Below are 23,652 nucleotides of genomic sequence, written 5' to 3' on the forward strand. Positions count from 1 at the left end.
CCCGGATTGCACTTCGCTCCGTCCGGGCTACAAGAACAACAACAAGGGAGACACGCGATGGATCGGCTCAAGGGCAAGGTTGCGATGGTGGTGGGCGCGGGCTCGATCGGGCCGGGCTGGGGCAACGGCAAGGCGACCGCGGTGACCTTCGCGCGCGAGGGTGCGCAGGTGTTCTGCGTCGACCGCAACGGCACTGCTGCCGAGGAGACCGCGAAGATCATCAATGACGAAGGCGGCAAGGCGACCGCGTTTACCGCCGACGTCTCGCGGTCAGCCGAGATCGAGGCGATGGTCGCGGCGTGCCTGAAGGCCTATGGCCGCATCGACGTGCTCGACAACAATGTCGGCATCGCCGAGATGGGCAGCGTGGTCGAGGTAACCGAGGAGAGCTGGGACCGCGTCTTCAGCGTCAACCTCAAGAGCGCCTATTTCGCCATGAAGCACGTCATCCCCGTGATGGTGGAGCAGGGCGGCGGCTCAATCATCAACATCTCTTCGATCGCCTCGATCCGCCACATGGGCATCTCCTACGTCACCTATGGCACCTCGAAGGCGGCGATGAACCAGATGACGCGCACCACCGCGATCGAGTTCGCGCGGCATCATGTGCGCGTGAATGCGATCCTGCCCGGCCTGATGAAGACCCCGATGGTCGAGCATTCCGCCGGCCTTGCCGCCAGCTACGCCAAGGGCGACGTCGAGGCGATGTGGCGCGCGCGCGATGCCCAGGTGCCGATGGGTCACATGGGCGATGCCTTTGACGTCGCAAATGCCGCGCTGTTCCTGGCGTCGGACGAGTCGAAATATGTGACGGGGATCGAGCTCGTGGTCGACGGCGGGATCACGTGCAAGGCGGGGGCGTAAGCGCTGCCTCACACTCCGCCGTCGTTCTGGACAAGCGAGCGCTGATCCAGGACCCATTACCACAGGGACAGGTTTGGCGAAGGCTGGTAGCTCCAGCCTTCTTCAACAATCGGCATTCGGGGTAATGGGTCCTGGCTTGCGCCAGGACGACATCGGAGAACTACTGCGCCAGCGCCAGAATCCCGCCGGCGAACGCATGCCATGCCGCGCTTTCGCTGATCGGCCAGTTCAGCACCTTCACCGCCAGCATCGCGAGCGTGCCGGTGATGTAGACCAGATGCACGCGGCGCTCGGTGCGCCAGTCGCGCACCATGGCGACGACGAGCAATAGCGAGGCGACCACGGCCGGCGCGATGGTCACCGGCACCGGCGGCGGGCCGGGCGGTCCGGGAGGAGCGAGGAAGGTCAGAAACCAGCGCGCGATCGCGGCGTCGAGGATCGAGACCGCGGCGAGCAGCATCAGGCGCTTGTGGATCTCGGGCCTGCGGGTGTTCGCGATGCCGAGCACAAACACCACCGCGAAGAACGCGATGCCGCTCATCGGCACGATCGAGAAGGCGATGCCGGCTTCTTTCTGCCCGAGCGCGGCGGAGTGCTGCATCACGTGCACGGAGGCGAGGAAGCCGAAGATCGTCATCGCGGTCGCGAGCGAAACGCCGACGATGCCGATCGCGCGGTGATTGACCACGCGGCCTGAAGCCGCCAGCCAGGTCTGGATCACAAAATAGAGAGACCAGGTGAAGAACAGGAGGCCGTGAAAGTGAATCACGGGGCTTGCGGAGAACGTCCGGTGGGCGAGCGGCACCCAATAGGTCGGCGCGAAGCCGAGAAAAGCGGTCGCCGCGCAGGCCAGGGCCATGTGGAGGTAAAAATATCGTGCAGGCGACGCATCACGCGCGCGAACACGACGGTCGTCGATCAGGATCGTCATCTGGAGTGTGTCTGAAGAGACGGCGTTTGGTTCAATGCCCCGCTGTCGTCCCGAATCGGCGCTCCGCTCCAGTCAACGTTGCGCGTTGTCTGGAGCTTCGCTCGTCTGGGACGACAGCGGAGTGTGCTGCTCTTGAGGCTTATCCCCCCGCGCTCAATTCTGCGCGATCGAGCTCCTCCTCGAGGCGGTGAAAGGCGTCGTCGCCGATCACCTCGGTGGCGCGCAGGTCGAAGATCGATTTGCGCGCAGCCTCGATGGCGCGGCGGCGCAGCGGATCGGCCGGTAATTCGCCACTGGCAATGCCGCCGTTCGGATCGTCGTCCGCCTGCATCAGGATGGCGCGATATTCGAGCCGCAGGATTTCCGCCTCCTCCGACGGGTCGCTCTCGATCGCATCGAGCGCCGCGCGATAGGCGACCGCGCGTCCGCGCGCGACCTCGATGCCGACGGGATCGTCGTCCTTGAGCCCGAAGGCCAGGATCAGCGGCCGCAGCGTCAGGCCCTGGATGACGAGCGATCCCAGCACGACGGCAAAGGCGATGAAGACGATGAAGTCGCGATAGGGAAAGTTCTCCGGCAGGGCGAAGGCGGTCGCGAGCGTGACGAGGCCGCGCATGCCGCACCAGGAGATGATGAGGCCGCCCTTCGGCGAGGCCACCTGTTTCGGATCCTTGGGATGATAAAGTCCGTGGGCAATCAGCGCGCGCAATGTCGTGCGGTAGAACGTCACCCAGAGCAGCCGCACCAGGACCACCGTGAGCAGGATCCAGGCTGCCGCCACGCAATATTCCCAGCGCACGTCCGCGTCCAATCGCGTCCAGATCGGCCGCATCTGCATGCCGATCAGCATGAAGGCGAGCACGTTGAGCACGAACACCATCGTCTCCCACACCGCATAGGACGGCACCCGCAGCCGCGCCGGCATGTGCGCCCCCGCCGTGCGCGCCATGGTGATGGCGTAGACGACGATGGTGAGGATGCCGGAGAGGCCGAGATGCTCGGCGGCGATCCAGACCATGAAGGTGGTGGCGAATTGCAGGATGATCGCGCTCGGCGCTTCCTTCACGCGTTGGAGGAACAGCGGTATGATGCGCCCCGCCAGGAGACCTGCGAGGACGCTGCCGACAAGCGCCAGCGCGATCGTCGGCGCGACCTCGCTCCATTTCAGATGCTGCATGACGACCGCGCCGACGGCGATCCGATAGATCAGCAGCGAGGTCGCGTCGTTGAGCAGGCTCTCACCCTCCAGCACCTTCACCATGCGGTGGGGCAGCTTGACCTGGCTCAGGATCGCGACCGCCGCCGCGGCATCCGGTGGCGCCACGATGGCGCCGAGCGCGATCGCGGCGGCCCAGGGCATGTCAGGCATCAGCCGGTGCGCGACGTAGGCAACGCCTACCGTGGTCAGGCCGACCGCGGCCACGACGAGGGTCGAGACTGGAACCCAGTTGTTGCGCAGGTCCCGCAGCGAGGTGTCGAAGGCCGCATCGAGCAGGACCGGTGCGACAAAAAGCGCCAGTGCCAGGTCCGGCTCCAGCGTCCAGGTCGGACTATTCGGAACGAAAGCGATCAGGGCGCCGCCGATGGCGAGAAAGGTCGGGTAGGGGACCTTGATCCGCCGCGCCAGCGCCGATAAGGCAACGGCGCCGAGCAGCAGCGCGATGATCCATTCGAATGTCGACACGATAATCCCCGAAACCGATTTGAGCGGCGCCACAAGCTAGCACTAATCCGGCCGTATGATGGATAGTACGGCCTCAAGGCAAGACCTCCTGACTGCAGCAAGCATGCGTTTTCAAAATCTCATTCAATGGTCCGGTGCCGTACTGCTCTGCGCGCTCCCGCTCGGCGTGACCCTGGCCGCGACCGGTGGCGAGCCGGCCGCCGTCACGCAGGTCGACATCGCGCCGTGCCTTGCGGCTGCCGCTGGCGACGACATGGACAAGGCCAAATCCGCCTGCGCTGACGTGATCGACAATGAGAAGACGGCGAAGGGGGACCTGATCAAGGCGCTCGTCGCGCGCGGCGCGCTTTACGCGCGGCACGATCAGGTCGACCGCGCGATCGCCGACGACAGCCGTGCTCTCTCGCTCGATCCCACCCTCGCGGATGTCTTCAATGCGCGGGGCGAGCTCTGGTTGAAGAAAGGCGACAAGCCCAAGGCGGTGCAGGATTTCGGCGCCGCGTTGAAGCTCGATCCGAACCACGAGAAGGCCAAGGCCAATCACAAGGCGATGGCGCGCGAGCTCGAGCGGATCGGCGCGCAGATGGCGGTCGCGGGCAAGCCCAGCTTCAATTGTGCCCGCGCGGCCCGCGCCGTGGAGAAGGCGATCTGCGGAAATCGCGAGCTCGCCGATCTCGACCGCGAGATCTACGGATCGCATTTGCGCGTCATCCGCGAAGCCCAGAGCCCGGCGGAGGCGCGCAAGATCCAGCGCGAACAGGACGATTTCATCGCGCGCAGGAATAGCGGGTTTGGCCGACCGGGGTATGATCTGAAGAAGGCGATGCAGGACAGGCTGCAACAGATCAACGGGGTGGACGGGTATTGAGTTCTTCGCCTCTCCCCGCGTGCGGGGAGAGGCCGGAATTTGCGGAGCAAATTCCGGGTGAGGGGGACTTTCCGCGAGTCTCACTGCTGCCGTCCCCGCTGAGGCTCCCCCTCTCCCCGCAAGCGGGGCGAGGGAGTGCAGGTGCCGGTGCGTCGCTTGCTGGGCGCGCTTGAACCCATCGCCAATCCACCGCGACAATGGTGAAAACCTGACGTCACGGAGCCTTCCTCATGTGCGGCACGCGCTCTTCCGCGCAAACATCCAAAACCTCGCTGTGCGCCCTCCTGCTCAGCGCCGCCATGAGCCTTGTCCTCGCCGCGCCTGCCTCGGCCGCCGCCGATTGTATCGCCGGCAGCAAGGCTGCTCCCGCCGAGCTGATCACGTCGTGCAGCGCCATCATCGACCAGGCGGCCAATTCGAGCTCCGATCGCGCCGCGGCGCTGCTGGTCCGTGCTGACGCCAATGCGCGCACCTCGGGTGGTCTCACCCAGGCCCTGCGGGACATCGATCGCGCGATCGCACTCGACGGCAAGAACGCAAAAGCCTGGCGCCTGCGCGGCGATCTCCTGCGCGAGGCCGGCGGCGATCTCAACCGCGCCGCGGCGGACCTCAGCAAGGCGATCGAGCTCGATCCGCAGGATGCGGAGTCCTACGAGCTGCGCGGCGTCGTCTACACCAGTCAGCGCCGGCTCGACCGCGCGCTGGCCGATTACGACCAGGCGATCAAGCTGAAGCCGGGTGACGCGCAGGCCTGGTCCGACCGCGGCGTGACCTATTATCTCGGCGGCGACAACGAAAAGGCGATCCGCGATCTCAGCGAGGCGCTGCGGCTCGATCCGAACCGGCCGCGCACCTACACCAATCGCGGCGCGGCCTACAAGAAGCTCGGCCAGCTCGACAAGTCCGTCGCCGACGCCGCCGAGGCCATCAGGCTCGATCCGAAGGTGCCGGAATATTACGACAATCGCGGCCTGTCGCTGGCCGCGATGGGCGATTACGACAAGGCGATCGCCGACTACGACCAGGCACTGCGGCTGGCACCGAAGCCGAACTTCTTCACCAACCGCGGCGATTCCTACCAGTTCAAGGGCGAGTTCGGGGCGGCGCTGAGCGACTACGAGTCCGCGCTGAAGCTCGATCCGAATTTCGCGCAGACCTACAACAATCGCGCCGTGCTCTACAAGAAGATGGGCGAGCGCAGGAAGGCGCTGGCTGATTACGAGACCGCGCTGAAGCTCGACCCCGGCAACGACAACGCGGCCAACGGCCGCCGCACCATGATCGCGGAGATCGCGAAATTCGGCGATGAGCCGCGGCGTCCGCTCGCGGCGAATTCCGGCAACGGCCCCTCGTTCGATTGCGCGACCGCGAAGCGCGAGGTCGAGAAGGTGATCTGCGCCGATCCGGAGCTGGGCGTGCTCGACCGCCAGATCGCCGAGACCTACGAGCGCGTGCTGAAATCCGCGAACAGGCGCTCGGCCGGCGACCTACGCCGTACCCAGCGCGATTTCCTCGCCACCCGCAACTCAAGCTTTGGCCGGCCCGGCTATGATCTGAGGAAGGTCATGCAGGAGCGGTTGCAGCGGCTGAACGCGATGGAGGGGTAGGCGGGATTCTTCGCCTCTCCCCGCGTGCGGGGAGAGGCCGGAATTTGCGACAGCAAATTCCGGGTGAGGGGGACTCTCCGCGAGTCCAGCTCTCACCGTCCCCGGGGAGACTCCCCCTCACCCCGACCCTCTCCCCGCAAGCGGGGAGAGGGGGAAGGACATCATCCTTTTCAGCTTGAACCGCGGCCCGATCCCGGGAAAATACCTCTCAAACAAGGCCGGCGATTGATCCTGGTCATGGCGGGACGGCTGTCCTGTCGTCAGGTCAAGGCTAGGCAAATAAGGGAAACGGGAGCGCGGGACATGAACATCCAGGGCAAGAGCAGCTATCACGAGGTCCATGCACGCTCGCTGGCTGATCCCCAGGGCTTCTGGGCCGAGGCGGCCAGGGAAATCGACTGGATCGAGCCGCCCAAGACGATCTTCGACGCGTCGCAAGGAACCTACGGCCGCTGGTTCACCGGCGGCGTGGTCAACACCTGCTATAACGCGCTCGACCGCCATGTCGAACGCGGCCGCGCCGACCAGGTCGCGCTGATCCATGATTCGCCGCTGACGAACTCGATCACCAAGCTCACCTATGCCGAGCTGCTGAACGAGGTGCAGGCGCTCGGCGCCGTCATGCAGGATTTCGGCGTCGCCAAGGGCGATCGCGTCATCCTTTACATGCCGATGGTGCCGGAGGCGGTGGTCGCGATGCTCGCCTGCGCGCGCATCGGCGCGGTGCATTCGGTCGTGTTCGGCGGCTTTGCCGCGAAGGAGCTTGCCACCCGCATCGACGATGCACAGCCGAAGCTGATCCTGTCGGCGAGCTGCGGCATCGAGCCCGGCCGCATCGTGCAGTACAAGCCGCTGCTCGACGAGGCGATCAGGCTTGCCGGCAGCAAGCCGAAGGCCTGCATCGTGCTGCAACGTCCGCAGCTCACCTGTGACCTGGCGCCGGGCCGCGATTACGATTGGGCGAGCCTGCGCCGCAAGGCGATGAACGACGGCAAGAAGGCGCCTTGCGTGCCGGTCGCCGCCACCGATCCGCTCTACATCCTCTACACCTCGGGCACCACGGGCATTCCCAAGGGCGTGGTGCGCGACAATGGCGGCCATCTGGTCGCGGTGAAATGGTCGATGTTCAACCTCTATGGCGTCAAGCCGGGCGAGGTCTGGTGGTGCGGCTCCGACATCGGCTGGGTGGTTGGCCACAGCTACATCGTCTACGGCCCGCTGCTGCACGGCGCGACCTCGATCATGTATGAGGGCAAGCCGGTCGGCACGCCCGATGCCGGCGCATTCTGGCGCGTCATCTCCGAGCACAAGGCGGTGGCGCTGTTCACCGCGCCGACCGCGTTCCGCGCGATTCGGAAAGAGGATCCGGAAGGAAAGTTCATCCGGCAATACGACCTGTCGACATTCCGCACGCTGTTCCTCGCCGGCGAGCGCGCCGATCCGCCCACGGTGGAATGGGCGGAGCAGCAGCTGAAGGTGCCTGTGATCGACCATTGGTGGCAGACCGAGACCGGTTGGTGCATCGCCGGTAATCCGGTCGGCCTCGGCATGCTGCCGGTGAAGCACGGCTCGCCGACGGTGCCGATGCCGGGCTACCAGGTCGACGTGGTCGATGAAGCGGCCAAGCCTGTCGGTCCCAACACCATGGGCTCGATCGTCATCAAGCTGCCGATGCCGCCGGGCTGCCTGCCGACGCTGTGGAAGCAGGACGAGCGCTTCAAGGAGGCTTACCTCAGCGAATTCCCCGGCTATTACAAGACCTCGGACGCCGGCTACAAGGATGAGGACGGCTATGTCTGGGTGATGGGCCGTACCGACGACATCATCAACGTCGCCGGACATCGCCTGTCCACCGGCGGCATGGAGGAGATCCTGGCCTCGCATCCCGATGTCGCCGAATGCGCCGTGCTCGGCGTCAAGGACGCGATCAAGGGCGAGGTGCCCTGCGGCTTCCTGGTGCTCAAGGCCGGCGTGCAGCGCGCACCCGCCGAGATCGAGAAGGAAATCATTGCGCTGGTGCGCGACAAGCTCGGGCCCGTCGCCGCCTTCAAGCTCGCCATCACCGTCGGCCGCCTGCCCAAGACGCGCTCCGGCAAGATTTTGCGCGGCACCATCAAGAAGATTGCCGACGGCGAATCCTGGACCATGCCCGCGACGATCGAGGACCCCAAGGTGCTGGACGAGATCGGGGCGGCACTGAAGGGGCGGGTGTGAGGTTTCGAACCATCGTTCCGGGGCGATGCGAAGCATCGAACTATGGTGCGCGATTGCGCACCTGGGAATCTCGAGATTCCGGGTTCGGTCCTGCGGACCGCCCCGGAATGACGGTGTTGCCGACTTACAATCTCCTCATTCCGGGCTAAACAGGGCCCGCCAACAGGGGACCTCGTATGCCACTCGCCACCGCGCCGCGCCTGCTTGCAGCCTTAGCTCTCGCCGTTGCGCTCTCCGCCTGCTCGGCGCGCTACCAGACGCCCGTGGCTGTAGGCGGCGACGATGACGACGCGGTGTGCCAGAGCCGCGGTTATGCGGCGGGCTCGCCGGAATATGTGGCCTGCCGCAAGGACCGTGACGTCCAGCGCAGCGCCGCCACCGCCCGCGCCGACCGCCGCCAGCGCGATCTCGGCGAGTACATGCTGAACCATCCCGAGCGGCCGTGATATCGGGCGCGGTATAATCCTGCCTGGCCACTTGCTCGCATTCGCGTTCCTCGTGACACATCTGCAACGCCGCGGCACAAATCGTGCCGCGTTTCGCCGGATTTGATCGGCGTCAAATCCTTCACCATCCCCTTTCTGCTCTGACGCTGGTGTCGCGCAACGATGCGCGAGAGACGGCTGAAGGGGATTGAAATGCAGAGAACGACAAGACACTTGGCGCGGATCGCGATGGTCGGTGCGATGCTCGCGGGGACTTTTGCCTCGGCGCAGGCCGCGGACCTGCCGGTCTACAAGAAGGCGCCGCCGCCCGTGGAGGCGTTCAATCCCTGGATGGTGCGCCTGCGCGTGCTCGGTGTGTTGCCCGATGCCGGCGGCTCGACCGTCAACGTCGCGGGCGTGCCGTCGCTGTCGTCGCCGAATTCCGGCCTCTCGATCAGCGACCAGGTCGTGCCCGAGCTCGACATCAGCTATTTCTTCACCAGGAACATCGCGGCTGAGCTGATCCTCGGTGTGACCAGGCATTCGATCAGCGGCACCGGCTCGCTCGCGAATTTGCCGATCGGCAAGACCACGCTGCTGCCGCCGACGCTGACGCTGCAATATCACTTCGACAATTTCGGCGCGTTCAAGCCGTATATCGGTGCGGGCGTGAACTACACCGTGTTCTTCAACAATTCCGCCGCCAATGCGCCGGCCGCCATCGTCGGCCCGCCCGCGATCGTCGCCACCACCACGAGCCTGCACGTCAGCAATGCGTGGGGCGGCGCCGTGCAGTTCGGCTTCGACTACATGCTCGACCGGCATTGGGGTCTCAACGTCGACGTCAAGAAGCTCTGGCTGCGGCCGGACTACAGCGCGACCGTCAGCGGCCTGCCTGTCACCGGCAACGCGCATATCGACCCGTGGCTGGTCGGCGGCGGCGTCACCTACAAGTTCTGATGACGTCTTCGCGGCGCCGGGCGGGGGGCCCGGCGCCGCGTCGATCTGCTCGACCAATCCTGTATCCTGTCAGTCCGAATGCACGGTGCGGGGATGCCGATCGTGCAGGAGCTTCGCGAGCGGGTCGCGATCCTCGGGGTGCCCTTGTACGGCGATCTCGAACAGCGATTCCTGAATGTCCCGGGGCATCTCACCCCAGACCGACAGCGCCGCGTGACCAAGCATCAAGGCAAAGCGTTCTTCGTTGACTTGCATCTCTGATCCTCCGCGCGGGAACAATGCGACATCATACGCATCGTTCCAGATTGCGGCCACGTGCGCCTCGCCGGCTTGCTGCCGAGATCATGCAGTCTCGCCCTGGCCTCCGCGAATCTGCCAGGCAGGCATCGACACACGCCCGCGCGCCCAAATAAAAACGCGGCGGGGGGCCGCCGCGTTCAAATCCAGCTTGACGGTAAATCGGAGGAGGGGGAATTACTCCTCCTCGTCCTGCTTCTTGCCGCCGAGGGTCTTCAGCTTGGCGAACACGGCGTCCACGTTGAGGTCGTCGCTCGATCGCTCGGCCGGCTCGAACTCGTCCTTCTTGGTGGTCTCCGAGGCCGGCAGCAGGGTCGCGCCGCCATAGGCCGCGTCGATCGGCTTTTCCTTGGCCGCGCGGGCCACCTCGAAATCGAGCTCGATCTGCGAGCAGAGGCCGAGGGTGACCGGATCGATCGGGGTCAGCGAGGACGTGTTCCAGTGGGTGCGGTCGCGCACGCTGGCGATCGTGCTCTTGGTGGTGCCGACCAGGCGCATGATCTGGGCGTCCTTGAGCTCCGCATGGTTGCGCAGCAGCCAGAGGATTGCGCTCGGGCGCTCGTGGCGGCGCGAGACCGGGGTGTAGCGCGGGCCCTTGCGCTTGGGCTGCGGCGGCAGCACGACCTTGCTCTCCTGGAGGCGGAGGCGGTAATCCGGGTTCTTCTCACCCTTCTCGATCTCCTCGCGGGTGAGCTGGCCGTTGGAGAGGGGATCCATGCCCTTGATGCCCTGGGCGGCGTCGCCGTCGGCGATCGCGCGCACCTCGAGGGGATGCATCTTGGTGAAATCGGCGACCTGGTCGAAGGTCAGCGCGGTGTTGTCGAGCAGCCAGACGGCGGTCGCCTTGGGCATCAGAGGTGCGTTGCTCATGGCAAATCTCCTTTGTGCTTCGCCCACCCCTTTGGAGGCGAAGCCGGTGGTCATCAGCGATGACTGGGAATTCGCGCTATATAAGCCCGGAGGGGCTAGCCACGCAATGGTTCTGCTATAGATAGTGCCTTGACAGCGCCCGAAAGGGGGCCCAATTCCCTCTGAAGTCGCTGTAAGCCCGTACCCTAAGCCCTATTCATCCATCGACCGCTTCCCGCCCCATTCGGCGAGGTGATTCGGTCCCGAGATCGCTCAATGTCAGCCAAACCAGACCTGAAGATCGTGCTTTGTTCTCCCCGCGGCTTCTGCGCCGGGGTGGTCCGGGCGATCGACACCGTGGAACGGGCGCTCGATAAATACGGCGCCCCCGTCTATGTTCGCCATGAGATTGTGCACAATAAATACGTCGTCGATGGGTTGAAGAAGAAGGGCGCCATCTTCGTCGAGGAGCTGGCCGAAATCCCGGAAAGTACCACCGCGCCGGTCGTATTCTCGGCCCATGGCGTGCCGAAATCGGTTCCCGCCGACGCCCAGTCCCGCAATTTGTTCTCGCTGGACGCGACCTGCCCGCTGGTGACCAAGGTCCACCGCGAGGCGGCGATCCACTTCAAGCGCGGCCGCGAGATCTTCCTGATCGGCCATTCCCATCACCCCGAGGTGGTCGGCACGCTCGGCCAGCTCCCCGTCGGCGCCGTCACCCTGATCGAGACCGCCGAGGACGCCAAGACCATCACCCCGAAGGACCCCAACAACCTCGCCTTCGTGACCCAGACCACACTGTCGATCGACGACACCGCGGAGATCGTCGCGCTGCTCAAGGAGCGTTTCCCGAACATCAACGGGCCGCACAAGGAAGACATCTGCTACGCCACCACCAACCGCCAGCTCGCGGTGAAGAAGGTGGCGCCGGTGGTGGACGCCCTGATCGTGGTCGGTGCGCCGAATTCGTCGAACTCGCAGCGCCTGCGCGAGGTCGCCGAGCGTGAAGGCTGCCCGATCGCGGTGCTGGCGCAGCGCGCCGCCGACCTCGACTGGAAGCGGTTCGAAAACATCACCAGCCTCGGCATCACCGCGGGCGCCTCGGCGCCGGAAGTGATCGTCGAGGAGATCATGGACGCGTTCGCCGAGCGCTTCACGCTGCATGTGGAGACGGTCTCGGCCGCGGAAGAGAACGAGTTCTTCCCGCTGCCGCGCCAGGTGCGCCCCGAAGCTGCCGCCGAGTAGACCTCTATGGCGGTCTACACCGACGTCGCCGCCGACGAGCTTGCGGATTTCCTGAGCCAATACGATCTCGGCGAATTGCTCTCCTACAAGGGCATCGCCGAGGGCGTCGAGAACTCCAACTTCCTGCTGCACACCACCAAGGGATCGTTCATCCTCACGCTCTACGAGAAGCGCGTGGCGAAGAACGATCTGCCGTTCTTCCTCGCGCTGATGACGCATCTCGCCGAGCACGGCGTCAATTGTCCGCTGCCGGTGAAAGGAAGAGACGGCGAGGCGCTGCGCGAGCTGTCGGGCCGCCCCGCCGCGATCATCACCTTTCTCGAAGGCGTCTGGCCGCGCAAGCCGAACGCGGCCCATTGCGCCGGCGTCGGCGAGGGCCTGGCCAGGATGCATCTGGCCGGCGCCAATTTCGCGATCAGGCGCGCGAACGCGCTCTCGGTCGCGGGCTGGCGACCGTTGTTCGATGCGGCCGCAAGCCGCGCCGACGAGGTGCAGCCGGGCCTGCGCGCGTTTCTCGCAGCCGAGCTCGACTATCTCGCGAGCGGGGTCTGGCCGACCAATCTGCCCGAGGGCGTGATCCACGCCGACCTCTTCAACGACAACGTCTTCTTCCTCGGCGACAAGCTCTCGGGGATCATCGACTTCACCTTCGCCTGCAATGACATGCTGGCCTACGATGTCGCGATCTGCCTCAACGCGTGGTGCTTCGAGCCGGATCACTCCTTCAACGTCACCAAGGCGCGCGCTTTCCTCAACGCCTATGGCCGCGTGCGCAAGCTCTCGGAGGCGGAAGAGGCCGCGCTGCCGCTGCTGGCGCGTGGCGCGGCGATCCGTTTCCTGCTGACGCGGCTGGTCGACTGGCTCAACGTGCCGCCCGGTGCGCTGGTGAGGCCGAAGGATCCGCTGGAATATGTCCGCAAGCTGCGCTTCCACCAGAGCGTTTCGAGCGTGCGCGACTACGGGCTGATGCCGTCAGGACTGGTCGCGTGAGCGAGCTTCCCGTCGTCACGATCTATACCGACGGCGCGTGCTCGGGAAATCCCGGGCCCGGCGGCTGGGGCGCGATCCTGAAGTTCGGCGACAAGGAGAAGGAGCTGAACGGCGGCGAGCGTCACACCACCAACAACCAGATGGAGCTGATGGCGGCGATCTCGGCGCTCGAAGCGCTGAAGAAGCCGTGCACCGTCGATCTCTACACCGACAGCCAGTATGTCCGGCAGGGGATCACGGGCTGGATCCACGGCTGGAAGCGCAACGGCTGGCGCACCGCCGACAAGAAGCCGGTCAAGAATGTCGAGCTTTGGCAGCGCCTCGACGCCGCGCTGAAGGCGCATCAGGTCCGCTGGCACTGGGTGAAGGGTCACGCCGGCCACCCCGAGAACGAGCGCGCGGATCAGCTGGCGCGGGACGGGATCGTGAAGGCGAGGTTGCAGCAGAGGGTGGCGGAGTAGCAGTTTGTTCCGTCATTCCGGGGCGGTGCAAAGCACCGAACTCAGGTGCGCAATTGCGCACCCGAGAATCTCGAGATTCCGGGTTCGCCTCTGCGAGGCGCCCCGGAATGACATCTATCTCAGAGCTGCCCGAGCAGCGTATCGCCGCCTGACACCTCGACCTTGCCGGGCATCGCCTCGAGGTTCAGCTTCTTCACCACGCCGTCCTCGACCAGCATCGAATAGCGCTTGGAGCGGATGCCGAGGCCGTTGGCGGAGGCGTCGAGCTCCATGCCGATCGCCTTGGTGAAGTCGGCATTGCCGTCGGCGAGGAATACGGCCTCGTCGCGCTGGTCGGTGTCGCGCTTCCAGGCGTTCATGACGAAGGCGTCGTTGACGGAGATGATGGCGATGGTGTCGACGCCCTTGTCCTTGATGGCGTAGGCGTTGAGGAAGATGCTCGGCAGATGCATCTTGTGGCAGGTGCCGGTGTAGGCGCCGGGCACCGCGAACAGCGCCACCTTCTTGCCCTTGAAGATGTCGTCGGTGGTCTTCACCTGCGGGCCTTCCGCCGTCATCACGCGGAATTTCGCCTCGGGCAGCTTGTCGCCAGTCTGGATCGCCATCGTCAGTCTCCCTGAAAATCGATCCCGCTTTTTAGACTGTGCGGCGGGCCTGCACAATATTGCCGGCAGGGAAAGCGGCGAAGGTTGCGGCCCTTCACCTTGATGTCATCAGCCGGAAAAGCCGCCATTGTCGAGGAAGGCCTGTTCTTCCTCGGTGGTCGGGCGTCCGAGGACGCGGTTGCGGTGGGGGAAGCGGCCGAACCGGCGGATAATGTCGGCGTGCTCCCGCGCGTATTTCAGGTTCTCGGCATTGTCGGCGTCCTGAAACAGCGCAATGCAGTGCAGCTGGTCGGGCAGGTGCTCGGAATGCATGAAGGGCATGTAGAGGAATTCGAGCAGGGCAGGATCGATCCGGCGATCCGCGCCCCGATCGATGGCGCGGCGGGCAATTTCGCGCGCCAGCGCATCGCTGGAGAAGGTCCTGGGATCGCCGCGAAACATGTTGCGGGGGAACTGATCGAGCACGATGACGAGCGCGAGTGCGCCGTCGTCGCTTGCCTCCCATGACGCGAGCTCGCCGGCGGCCGCCTGCTGCCAGAGGGCGAGAAAGCGGCGCCTGACCTCCGCGTCGAAAGCCTCGCTGCGCTTGTACCAGCGTTCGCGGCCGGCCTCGCGCCAGAAGGCGAGAATGCCGGCCGGCTTGATGTCGCCGACCTCAGTCATGACTCAAAGGCAGCCTTACGCCGCCTCCGCCTTCTTCTCGTCGCGGAGCTGCCGGCGCAGGATCTTGCCGACGTTGGTCTTCGGCAGGTCGGTGCGGAATTCGATGTGCTTGGGCACCTTGTAGCCGGTGAGCTGCTCGTGACAGAACTTGATCACGGCTTCGGCGGTGAGGTTTTGGTCCTTCTTCACCACGAAGGCCTTCACCGCTTCGCCCGATTTGGAATCGGGGATGCCGATCACGGCGCATTCGAGCACGCCCGGATGGCTCGCGATCACTTCCTCGATCTCGTTCGGATAGACGTTGAAGCCGGAGACCAGGATCATGTCCTTCTTGCGGTCCACGATCTTGGTGTAGCCCTTCTCGTCCATCACGCCGATGTCGCCGGTGCGGAAATAGCCGTCCGCGGTCATCACCTTGGCGGTCTCTTCCGGCCTGTTCCAGTAACCCGACATCACCTGCGGGCCCTTGGCGCAGATCTCGCCCGCCTGGCCGAGCGGCACTTCATTGCCGTCGTCGTCGCGGATGGAAATATAGGTCGAGGGCACGGGGATGCCGATCGAGCCGGAGAAATCGTTCGTGGTTGCCGGATTGCAGGTCAGCGTCGGTGAGGTCTCCGACAGACCATAGCCTTCGGCGATGAAGCAGCCGGTCACCGCCTTCCACTGCTCGGCGACGGGGCGCTGCACGGCCATGCCGCCGCCATTGGAGATCTTCAGCTTGGAGAAGTCGAGCTTCTTGAAGTCCGGATGGTGCATCAGGCCGTTGTACAGTGTGTTGACGGCCGGGAAGCTGTTGACCTGGTACTTCGCCAGCTCCTTGACGAAGCCCGCGATGTCGCGCGGGTTGGGGATCAGGAGATTGCAGCCGCCGGCGCGCACCGCGAGCAGGTAGCAGGCCGTCAGCGCGAAGATGTGATAGAGCGGCAGCGCGCAGACGATCATCAACTGGTCGACATGCGGAGGCGCGGCGAGCGCCGGCTGGAGCCAGGCATCGTTCTGCAAGACGTTGGCGACGATGTTGCGGTGGAGCAGGGTCGCGCCCTTGGAGACGCCGGTGGTGCCGCCGGTATATTGCAGGAAGGCGACGTCGCCCGGCGACAGTTTCGGCTTGTTGAATGTCAAGCCGCGGCCGGCCGACAGCGCGTCGTTGAAGGACACCGCGCCCGGCAGCGACCAGGCCGGTACCATTTTCTTGACGCGGCGGACGACGAGGTTGACGATCACGCCCTTGAAGCCGAGCAGGTCGCCCATGCTGGCGACGATGACGTGCTTTACCGATGTCTTAGTGATCACCTGCTCGACGGTGTGGGCAAAGTTCTCCAGCACGATGATGGCTTCGGCGCCGGAATCCTTGAGCTGATGCTCGAGCTCGCGCGGCGTGTAGAGCGGATTGACGTTGACCACCGCAAAGCCGGCCCGCAGCACCGCGGCGGTGGCGATCGGGTATTGCAGCACGTTCGGCATCATGATGGCGACGCGAGCGCCGCGCTGGAGTCCGCGGCCTTGCAGATAGGCGGCCAGCGCAACCGACATCTGGTCGAGGTCGCGGTAGCTGATCGACTTGTCCATGCAGATGAACGCCTTGCGGTCGGCGAACTTGGCGAAGCTCTCCTCCAGAAGGTCGACCAGCGATGCGTATTGCGTCGGCTCGATATCGGCGGGCACGCCGGGCGGATATTGCTTAAGCCAGATGCGCTCCATGGAAACTCCCCTCTCCTACATCAGAGCCCGTTGTATCTCGGGCTTGCCTCATTACCGCCAGTATCGAGCCTGCCGGAACGGGTGGCAAGCCGTCGAGGCTTAGGGCAAAGGCCGGAGAGTGGCTACTGGAATCGTCGCAAAACCGCGCTGCCGCAGGTGCGAAGCGCCGGCTTCGGTTTAATTCGCAGGGGCGTTAACTGTTGTTGGCCGGCTTGGCGGGAGGCTTGGTCGCGGCCTTGGGCTTGGCGGGTTTTGCCGGCTGATCGCTATTTGCGGCGGGTTTCGCCGCATCGGGCTTCGCCGCGGCATGCTTGGTCCCCGCGGGTTTGGCCGCGGTCTTGGTGTCAGCCTTTGCGTCACTCTTCACATCACCCTTGGCGCCTGGCTTCGCTGCTGCCGTCTTGGTGTCCTTCGGCTTATCAGCCGCCTTGTCGGCTGCGTCCGGTTTCTTGGCGACACGCGACTTCTTGCCACGCGCCTTCGGCGTGGCCTGCTGGTCGGCATCGGCTGCGACCGCGGCGATCAGGGCAGTGCCGGTGCGGGTCGGGCCGGTATAGACCAGCACGGGCTCGGCTGCCGCCGGCGCCGAGGCCATCAGCTCGGAGGCCTTCATCAGGGGCGGCTGAAGCCCGGCGGTGAAGAAGGTCACCTGGGCTTCGCCGCCGGTGGCGGAGGCCGATCCGGTCGTGCCGCCATTGGCCGCGATCAGGGCATCGTCGTCGTCGCTCGCCGGCCGCTTGCGATGGCCGCCGCACATGTCGTCGCGCAGGTTCGGCGGCGAGGCGTCGACCGGCACGAGGTTTTCGACGGTGCCGAGCGAGGGACGCAGCCACGACAGATTGTCCTGGCTGAAGCCGCGCTCCAGGAGCTGCGCCGCCTTCACCGCGCGCGCCGTTCCGGAATTGGCGCCGAGCACAACGGCGATCAGCCGGCGGCCGTTGCGTGTGGCCGAGGCGACGAGGTTGTAACCGGAAGCGCAGATGAAGCCGGTCTTGAAACCATCGGCGCCGGGATAGCGGCCGATCAGCTTGTTGAAATTCCCGGTGACGCGCTTGCCGAAACGGATCGCCGGAATGTGCACGAAGTATTCGTATTCCGGCAGGTCGCGCAGGAACGAGCGTGCGAGAATGCCGAGATCCCGCGCGGACGTGATCTGACCATCGGCGGGCAGGCCGTTCGGATTGACGTAGCTCGTCTGCGTCATGCCGAGCTTCTTGGCGGTATCGTTCATCATGACGGAGAAGCCGTCGATCGATCCGCCGACGCCTTCGGCGAGCACCACGGCCATGTCGTTCGCCGACTTGACCATCATCATCTTCAGCGCGTTGTCGACGGTGAGCTGTGTTCCGGGGCGGAACCCCATTTTCGACGGCGACTGCGAGGCCGCGGTCGGCGACACCGTGAGCAGCGTGTCGAGCGTGAGCCTGCCGTCCTTCACCGCCTTCAACGTGACGTAGGCGGTCATGATCTTGGTGACGGATGCCGGATACCAGGGAATGGTCGCGTTATCCGCCTGCAACACCTTGCCGCTGTCGGCTTCGATCAGCAGCAGCGCTTCGGCGCTCGCCGCGCGCGGCGCGAGCAGCGCGGCGCATGCGAGGGCCGCGGCGAACAGGTTGAAGAGGGATTTGCGAAGCAGCGGGCGAAAGGCGTGCACTATCCGATTCCGGTCCTTGGAGATCCGCCGGTTCCGGACGGTTCTCGTGATCTGAGTTTCGGGTTTTGAATTCCGGCGCCGCCGCTTGCGGCGTCGCAAACCTATACCGGCTCCTGCGTCGAGAATAGGGGTTTCGGCGCGGTATTCCGCAATGAAATAGGCCGAATTTCGGCGGTCCTGCGGGGACTTGCTAGGGGGATTTGGCTGCAGTCGCGATAGTCTCGGCCGCCGTCACGCTGGCCCGTGTATTGGCTCGTGACTGTTCCTGCACCATGAACTGGGCCCTGGCGAGCTCGGCAAAATGGCCGCCTTTGGCCACGAGTTCATCGAAAGTTCCGCTTTCGGTCACGCGCCCGTTCTCGAATACCAGGATCCGCGTGGCGTTGCGGATGGTGGCGAGGCGGTGGGCGATCACGAAGGTGGTGCGGCCCCTCATCACTTCGTCGAGAGCGGCGTTCACCTTGACCTCGGTAACGGCGTCGAGCGCACTGGTCGCCTCGTCCAGGATCAGGATCGGCGGGTCCTTCAGCAGCGCACGCGCGATCGACAGCCGCTGCCGTTCGCCGCCGGAGAGCATGCGGCCGCGCTCGCCGGCATTGGTCTCGAACCCGCCGCTGCGCTCGATGAATTCGAGCGCCTGTGCGCGCTCGGCCGCCTTGCGCATCTCGGCTTCGGTCGCATCCGGCTTGCCGACGCGCAAATTCTCCGCGATCGAGCGGTTGAACAAGAGCGCTTCCTGGAACACGACGCCGATGTTTCGCCGCAGCGAGGTCAGCGTGACGCCGCGCACGTCCATGCCGTCGATCCTGATGAAGCCGGATTGCGGATCGAAGGCGCGATGCAACAGCGCAATCGCGGTGGACTTGCCGGCGCCGGTCGGGCCGACCAGCGCGACGGTCTGCCCGGGCAGCGCGGTGAAGGAGAGGTCCTCGACCGCCGGCCGCTTGCCGTCATAGGAGAAGGTGACGTCGTTGAACTCGACGAGGCCGGACAGGCGTCCGGCATCGATCGCGTCGGGACGGTCGTGGACCGCCGGCACGGCATCGAGCACGTTGAAGAATTCGCGCAGGCGCGGCGCTTCCATGAACACGTTGTTGATGAAGCTCACGACCTGCTCGAGCTTCTGGATCAGCAGCGTCGCAAAACTCACGAACATCACGATCTCGCCGACCGAGGTCAGCCCCTGGTCGTGCAGGGCGATGCCGAGCGTGAAGATCGCGAGCACAGTGATGGTGGTGGAGGCGCGCGTGATGACGGTGACGAGCGCCCACCAGGACAACACCGGCATCTGGGCTTCGAGCAATTGATTGGCGACCGAGCGCAGCCCCTGCACCTCGGATTCGACGCGCACGAAGCTCTGCACCAGCGCGACGTTGCCGAGCGCGTCGGAGGCCCGCGCGGAGAGCTCGCTGTAGTGCTCCTCGACCGCCATCTGCATGCCGAAGGTCCGGCGCACGACGAAAGTCGTCAGCGCCGTGAAGACGATGCAGAGCACGAACAGCAGGATCGCGAGCCGCCAGTTCAGATAGAGCGACAGCGGCAGCAGCACCACGACCGAGAGGATTGCGGCAAAGTGCTCGCGGAAGAAGCCGAGCCACAGCCGCCACAACGCGTCGGTGCCGTTGAGCATCACCTTCATCAGCCGGCCCGAATGGGTGCCGGAGTGGAAGGTCAGCGGCAGTTGCAGAATGTGCTCGAAATAGTCGGTCAGCACCGCCTGGCGCTGGCGGTGAGACAGCCGGTCGGCTTGCAGCGCAACGAGCGCGCTGCATGCGATGGTGAACAGCCCGAACGCGACCCAGGCAGCCAGGAAGGGCCATGCCGAGCTCGAACCGGCGACCGACTTGCCGGAGAGCACGTCGACGATGCGGCCGAACAGGACGGGCTCGGCGAATTGCGAGGCGGCGAGCAGGAGATTGGCAAACGCCAGCAGCCAGCCCAGCCGCGCCTCCTTGCCGAGCAGCTCGAGAACGCGGGTGTAAAGGCTGAAAATGGACATGCGGACCGGCAACTCGGGCGGATAACGGGGCCCGTATTCTAAGCAGGGATCGCCCGCGAGATACAGCGGAAGCTAGCGGTTTTGCTCAATTGATCAGCCGCCCTGCGACCGGCGGCAGGAACCGGTCGTCGAAGATGTCGCCCGCGGACGGTCGCTTGCGGAATTTGAAGTCCTGGGCGATCTGGTCGATCGAGCGGTCCAGCCGCGCCGGGTCGATGCCGCCGAGGCCGTTGCGCTTGACCTCGTCGGTCAGGATGTTGTCGACGAGCACGGTGCGCAGGCGCTCCAGTTCGAGGTCGCGGTCGCCGTCGTCGATACGGCTCGCGGCCTCGTCCGCCGCACGGGCGGGCTCTTTGACGGTCGCGTTGATACCGGCGATCAAGGCGCGGACAAATCCCCTCACGGCGTCCGGCTTCGCCGCGGCGAAAGCGGGGTTGGCCACCACGGCAAAGCCATAGGCTTCGCAGCCATAGTCGGCGTAGCGCAGCACCACGAGATCGTCGCCGGGCACGCCGCGGTCGCGCAGGTTCACCGCCGAGAGATAGCTGAAGCCGGCGACGGCATCGACTTGCCCCGCGGACAGGATCGGCTCGCGCACCGCCACGCTCATCTTGTGGAATTTGATGCGCGACACGTTGATGCCGTTCTGCTGCGCCAGCGCCGGCCACAGCCGCATCGACAGATCGCTGTCGGCGACGCCGACGGTCTTGCCGTCGAGATCGGGCAACAGGTGGATGCCGCGGCTCCTGCGCGCGACGATCGCGTAGGGCGCGCGGTTGAACAGCACGAACACCGCCTTGAGCGGCGCCGCCTCGTCCTTGTCGCGAAAGCGGATCAGCTCGTTGATGTCGACGAGCGCGAGCTCGCTGTCGCCCTTGGCGACGCGCGCGAGCGTCTCCGGGGACCCGGGCGCGGTGTTGAAGGAGACGTTGAGGCGCTCGGCGCCGAATTTGCCGTCCTTCGCGGCAAGGAAGAACGGCGCCATGCTCGCATCGATCGGGCGGTCGAAGGTGAAGTGGATCGCGACGGAGGGCACGGCGGTCTCGGCCGCGGTGACGTCGCGTGCGGTCAGTGTCGCAAGCGAGATCGAGAGCGCCAGCAGGCAACGAGAAATGATCGTCTTGAATTCTGACATCAGTTGCGCCGGTCCCGCATTGTTGTGGTTTCGTGACGCTCGCAGCGCCGGCCGGCGACGAGCCTGCGCGCGCCAATATGAACGGCGGATGAGCGGTGGTTGCGTCACGATTACGCAACCCCGTTCAGCTTGTGTTGGGGTTCGGGAACCCAACATGGGACGTGGGTGTTTGAAAGACATGAGCCTGTCTGCGCAGGCACCATTCGAGGTCCCAAGGAGGGTCCAGGACATGTTCGACCGATTTTCGAGACTGGCCGGCCGCAAGGCCGTTCTCGCCACCGCTGCGGTGCTGGCGCTGACTGCGGTCGCTCCGACCGCCTCATACGCCGGCGGCCGTCACTGGCGTGGTGGTGGTGGCGCAGCGGCTGCCGCAGCCTTTGCCGGCATCGTCGGCACCGGCCTTGCCATCGCCGCGACCCGCAATGCCTATGCCTACGACAACGGGCCCTATTATGGCGGTTATGGCGGTCCGGCCTATTACAGCGGCCCTGCCTATTACGGCGACGGCCCCTATTACGGTCCGGGCCCGAACTACCAGTATCAGCGCTACGGCGGCACCGCCCCCTCCGAGCTCTGCGGCCAAGGCTATTACACCAACTGCTACTAGCCTTGACGACGAGCCTTGAAGACCAGCCTTGAAGACCAGCCCTGGCGACCAGACCTTGGCTACCAAGGGTTGACCAAAACAGGCCGTCGCACTTGCCGCGCCGGCCTGTTTTTTGCTTTAATTGCCGGGCGTTAACGCGTTCGCCATTGGTTTAGAGTAGTTTTGAGTACCATGAGTGATTCGCTTGAGCGGCTATATCTGGCTGTGCTCGCGGCCAGAGACCTTGATCCGGCAACATCGCGCACCGCCCGGCTGTTTCAGCGTGGCCCCTCCAAAATGGCGAAGAAACTGGCCGAAGAGGCCATTGAGGTCGTCATCGATGCCGTCAATGGCGACACCGATGCCGTGGTCCGGGAAAGCGCCGACCTGCTCTACAATCTCACCGTGCTCTGGGCCTCGGCCGGCGTGCGCCCCGAGGACGTCTGGCGCGAGATGACGCGGCGGGAAGACATGCTCGGCATCGCCGAGAAACTGCCGAAGTCGGCGATGAAGCTGCCCAAAGTTGCGTCACCGCGCGTCGCTGCGAGGCGGCCAATTGTCGCGCTCGAGGGCCGTACGGCGCGCAAGCGCCACTAGAACCGTCATAATTCGCCTCAATCTCGGCATGGACAAATCCGTCCCATGGTGCTTCATCGCGGCGCCATGCTGAAACGTATCTACGACTGGTGCATCGACGCCGCCCACAAGCCCTACGCGCTCTGGATCATGGGAGCCGTGGCTTTCGCCGAAAGCTCCTTCTTTCCGGTTCCGCCGGATGTGATGCTGATCCCGATGTCGCTGGCGCGCCCGCAGCGCGCCTGGGTCTACGCGGCGGTCTGCACCGCGACCTCGGTGCTCGGCGGCCTGCTGGGCTACGCCATCGGTGCGCTGCTGTTCGACTCGGTCGGCCACTGGCTGATCCAGGTCTATGGCCTCGGCGACAAGGTCGATGCCTTCCGCGCCTCCTATGCGGAGTGGGGTGCGGTGATCATCCTGCTCAAGGGGTTGACGCCGATCCCCTACAAGCTCGTCACCATCACCTCGGGCTTTGCCGGCTACAATATCGGCCTGTTCGTCCTGTGCTCGATCGTCGCGCGCGGCGGACGCTTCTTCATCGCCGCGATCCTGCTCAACCGCTATGGCGACTGGATCCGGGTTCGGATCGAGAAGCATCTCGGTCTGTGGGTCGCGCTCGGTGCCGCCGTGCTGGTGCTCGGCTTCGTGGTGGCGGTCAAGCTGATCTAGAGCATGATCCGGACCCGAAGGGCCGCGTCAGCGCAAAGCGTGAAGCGGTTTTGCGGATAGATCATGCTCGACGGATAACGCATCCGCAGCGCTTTGCCGCTGCGCCGGCTTCGGCTACGGTTGCCGTCATGATGGTTCGATCCGGCAATCCGGCCGTGCGGCTTGGGACGCTGACGTCAGCAGTGCTGCTGCTCCTGCTGGGTGCGGGCGGGACCGGATGGCCGCAATCCGCGCCGCCGGCGCTCGGCTTGCAGGAGCAGGGGCCGCAGGCTGCTCCGCCGCCATCGACGCCTGCCCCGCCGGCGGGCGGGGAAAATCCCGGGCTGATCAACGAAATGGGCAAGCTGTTCGACAAGCTGCCCTCGATCCTGCCGCCGATCAAAAGTCCGAGCGAGACCATGAATGACCTGTCGCGGCTGGCCACGCCCTCGACCATGGTCTCGGGGCGCGTGGCCTGTCCGGTCTCGTCGAACGGCGCGCCGGATTGCAAGCAGGCCGCCGACCAGCTCTGCCAGGGCAAGGGCTACAAGCAAGGCAAGAGCCTCAACGCCGACTCCGCCGAGAAATGCTCGGCCAAGGTTCTCATCCCGGGCAGGCAACGCAAACCGGACGACTGCCGTACCGATACTTTCGTGACCAGCGCGCTGTGCCAGAACTGACGTGACG

The 23,652-nt window shown here is 65.2% G+C and carries 23 protein-coding genes; 13 read left to right on the top strand and 10 right to left on the bottom strand.

Going from position 1 to position 23,652, the window contains the following annotated elements; genetic code table 11:
- Positions 1 to 57 precede the first annotated feature (57 nt).
- Positions 58 to 864, top strand: coding sequence for an SDR family NAD(P)-dependent oxidoreductase (locus BJA_RS06625; RefSeq protein WP_011084122.1), 807 nt, complete (start codon positions 58 to 60; stop codon positions 862 to 864).
- 160 nt (positions 865 to 1,024) lie between these two features.
- On the opposite strand, the gene BJA_RS06630 is transcribed toward BJA_RS06625, so the two are convergent.
- Positions 1,025 to 1,795 carry a hypothetical protein gene (locus BJA_RS06630; protein ID WP_011084123.1) on the bottom strand — a complete coding sequence of 257 codons (771 nt, stop codon included), beginning with the start codon at positions 1,793 to 1,795 and terminating at the stop codon, positions 1,025 to 1,027.
- Between the two features lie 139 nt (positions 1,796 to 1,934).
- On the bottom strand, positions 1,935 to 3,512 hold the full coding sequence (locus tag BJA_RS06635; protein WP_011084124.1) for a cation:proton antiporter: 1,578 nt from the start codon (positions 3,510 to 3,512) through the stop codon (positions 1,935 to 1,937).
- Positions 3,513 to 3,582: 70 nt separating this feature from the next.
- Between BJA_RS06635 and BJA_RS06640 the strand changes: the two genes are divergently transcribed.
- From BJA_RS06640 to BJA_RS06660, 5 genes are all read left to right on the top strand, one after another.
- Positions 3,583 to 4,347, top strand: a complete 765-nt coding sequence (locus BJA_RS06640) for a tetratricopeptide repeat protein (protein WP_038965334.1) — start codon at positions 3,583 to 3,585, stop codon at positions 4,345 to 4,347.
- 230 nt (positions 4,348 to 4,577) lie between these two features.
- The gene (locus tag BJA_RS06645) at positions 4,578 to 5,954 is read left to right on the top strand and encodes a tetratricopeptide repeat protein (RefSeq protein ID WP_011084126.1); all 1,377 of its coding nucleotides are present in this window, start codon (positions 4,578 to 4,580) and stop codon (positions 5,952 to 5,954) included.
- Between the two features lie 303 nt (positions 5,955 to 6,257).
- Positions 6,258 to 8,168: a propionyl-CoA synthetase gene (locus tag BJA_RS06650; RefSeq protein WP_011084127.1), complete on the top strand. Its 1,911-nt coding sequence runs from the start codon at positions 6,258 to 6,260 to the stop codon at positions 8,166 to 8,168.
- Between the two features lie 176 nt (positions 8,169 to 8,344).
- Positions 8,345 to 8,614 (top strand): hypothetical protein, encoded by a 270-nt coding sequence (locus BJA_RS06655; protein WP_011084128.1) that lies wholly within the window; start codon positions 8,345 to 8,347, stop codon positions 8,612 to 8,614.
- 192 nt (positions 8,615 to 8,806) lie between these two features.
- Positions 8,807 to 9,553 (top strand): OmpW/AlkL family protein, encoded by a 747-nt coding sequence (locus BJA_RS06660; protein WP_028173596.1) that lies wholly within the window; start codon positions 8,807 to 8,809, stop codon positions 9,551 to 9,553.
- A 69-nt stretch (positions 9,554 to 9,622) separates the two neighbouring features.
- On the opposite strand, the gene BJA_RS06665 is transcribed toward BJA_RS06660, so the two are convergent.
- A complete protein-coding gene (locus BJA_RS06665; protein WP_027546983.1) occupies positions 9,623 to 9,808 on the bottom strand; it encodes a hypothetical protein in 186 nt (61 codons plus the stop codon).
- 219 nt (positions 9,809 to 10,027) lie between these two features.
- On the bottom strand, positions 10,028 to 10,720 hold the full coding sequence (locus tag BJA_RS06670; RefSeq protein WP_028173595.1) for a DUF1013 domain-containing protein: 693 nt from the start codon (positions 10,718 to 10,720) through the stop codon (positions 10,028 to 10,030).
- A 255-nt stretch (positions 10,721 to 10,975) separates the two neighbouring features.
- Here BJA_RS06670 and ispH point away from each other — a divergent pair, with 255 nt between their 5' ends.
- From ispH to rnhA, 3 genes are read left to right on the top strand one after another with little or no spacing between them, the layout of a single operon-like run.
- Positions 10,976 to 11,944: a 4-hydroxy-3-methylbut-2-enyl diphosphate reductase gene (gene ispH / locus BJA_RS06675; protein WP_011084132.1), complete on the top strand. Its 969-nt coding sequence runs from the start codon at positions 10,976 to 10,978 to the stop codon at positions 11,942 to 11,944.
- 6 nt (positions 11,945 to 11,950) lie between these two features.
- Positions 11,951 to 12,934, top strand: a complete 984-nt coding sequence (locus tag BJA_RS06680; protein ID WP_011084133.1) for a homoserine kinase — start codon at positions 11,951 to 11,953, stop codon at positions 12,932 to 12,934.
- Positions 12,931 to 13,395, top strand: a complete 465-nt coding sequence (gene rnhA / locus BJA_RS06685; RefSeq protein ID WP_011084134.1) for a ribonuclease HI — start codon at positions 12,931 to 12,933, stop codon at positions 13,393 to 13,395. Before BJA_RS06680 ends, rnhA begins: the two co-directional genes overlap by 4 nt.
- A gap of 119 nt (positions 13,396 to 13,514) precedes the next feature.
- Here rnhA and BJA_RS06690 read toward each other — a convergent pair whose 3' ends face one another.
- From BJA_RS06690 to BJA_RS06715, 6 genes are all read right to left on the bottom strand, one after another.
- The gene (locus tag BJA_RS06690; protein WP_011084135.1) at positions 13,515 to 14,000 is read right to left on the bottom strand and encodes a peroxiredoxin; all 486 of its coding nucleotides are present in this window, start codon (positions 13,998 to 14,000) and stop codon (positions 13,515 to 13,517) included.
- 108 nt (positions 14,001 to 14,108) lie between these two features.
- Entirely contained in the window at positions 14,109 to 14,663 is a 555-nt protein-coding gene (locus tag BJA_RS06695; protein ID WP_011084136.1) for a DUF924 family protein, read from the bottom strand.
- Between the two features lie 15 nt (positions 14,664 to 14,678).
- Complete coding sequence (locus tag BJA_RS06700; RefSeq protein ID WP_011084137.1) at positions 14,679 to 16,364, bottom strand: long-chain fatty acid--CoA ligase; 1,686 nt, start codon at positions 16,362 to 16,364, stop codon at positions 14,679 to 14,681.
- A gap of 193 nt (positions 16,365 to 16,557) precedes the next feature.
- The gene (locus tag BJA_RS06705; RefSeq protein WP_011084138.1) at positions 16,558 to 18,021 is read right to left on the bottom strand and encodes a D-alanyl-D-alanine carboxypeptidase family protein; all 1,464 of its coding nucleotides are present in this window, start codon (positions 18,019 to 18,021) and stop codon (positions 16,558 to 16,560) included.
- A 190-nt stretch (positions 18,022 to 18,211) separates the two neighbouring features.
- Complete coding sequence (locus BJA_RS06710) at positions 18,212 to 20,020, bottom strand: glucan ABC transporter ATP-binding protein/ permease (RefSeq protein ID WP_011084139.1); 1,809 nt, start codon at positions 20,018 to 20,020, stop codon at positions 18,212 to 18,214.
- An 85-nt stretch (positions 20,021 to 20,105) separates the two neighbouring features.
- Positions 20,106 to 21,155, bottom strand: coding sequence for an ABC transporter substrate-binding protein (locus BJA_RS06715; protein ID WP_038965336.1), 1,050 nt, complete (start codon positions 21,153 to 21,155; stop codon positions 20,106 to 20,108).
- Positions 21,156 to 21,384: 229 nt separating this feature from the next.
- Between BJA_RS06715 and BJA_RS06720 the strand changes: the two genes are divergently transcribed.
- From BJA_RS06720 to BJA_RS06735, 4 genes are all read left to right on the top strand, one after another.
- Positions 21,385 to 21,762: a hypothetical protein gene (locus tag BJA_RS06720; RefSeq protein ID WP_028173590.1), complete on the top strand. Its 378-nt coding sequence runs from the start codon at positions 21,385 to 21,387 to the stop codon at positions 21,760 to 21,762.
- Positions 21,763 to 21,933: 171 nt separating this feature from the next.
- On the top strand, positions 21,934 to 22,338 hold the full coding sequence (gene hisE / locus BJA_RS06725) for a phosphoribosyl-ATP diphosphatase (RefSeq protein WP_011084141.1): 405 nt from the start codon (positions 21,934 to 21,936) through the stop codon (positions 22,336 to 22,338).
- 45 nt (positions 22,339 to 22,383) lie between these two features.
- Positions 22,384 to 22,986 carry a YqaA family protein gene (locus BJA_RS06730; RefSeq protein WP_161533195.1) on the top strand — a complete coding sequence of 201 codons (603 nt, stop codon included), beginning with the start codon at positions 22,384 to 22,386 and terminating at the stop codon, positions 22,984 to 22,986.
- A 128-nt stretch (positions 22,987 to 23,114) separates the two neighbouring features.
- Complete coding sequence (locus BJA_RS06735; RefSeq protein WP_011084143.1) at positions 23,115 to 23,645, top strand: hypothetical protein; 531 nt, start codon at positions 23,115 to 23,117, stop codon at positions 23,643 to 23,645.
- Positions 23,646 to 23,652: the final 7 nt, after the last annotated feature.

The organism is Bradyrhizobium diazoefficiens USDA 110 (assembly GCF_000011365.1).
GTDB classification, from domain to species: Bacteria; Pseudomonadota; Alphaproteobacteria; order Rhizobiales; family Xanthobacteraceae; genus Bradyrhizobium; species Bradyrhizobium diazoefficiens.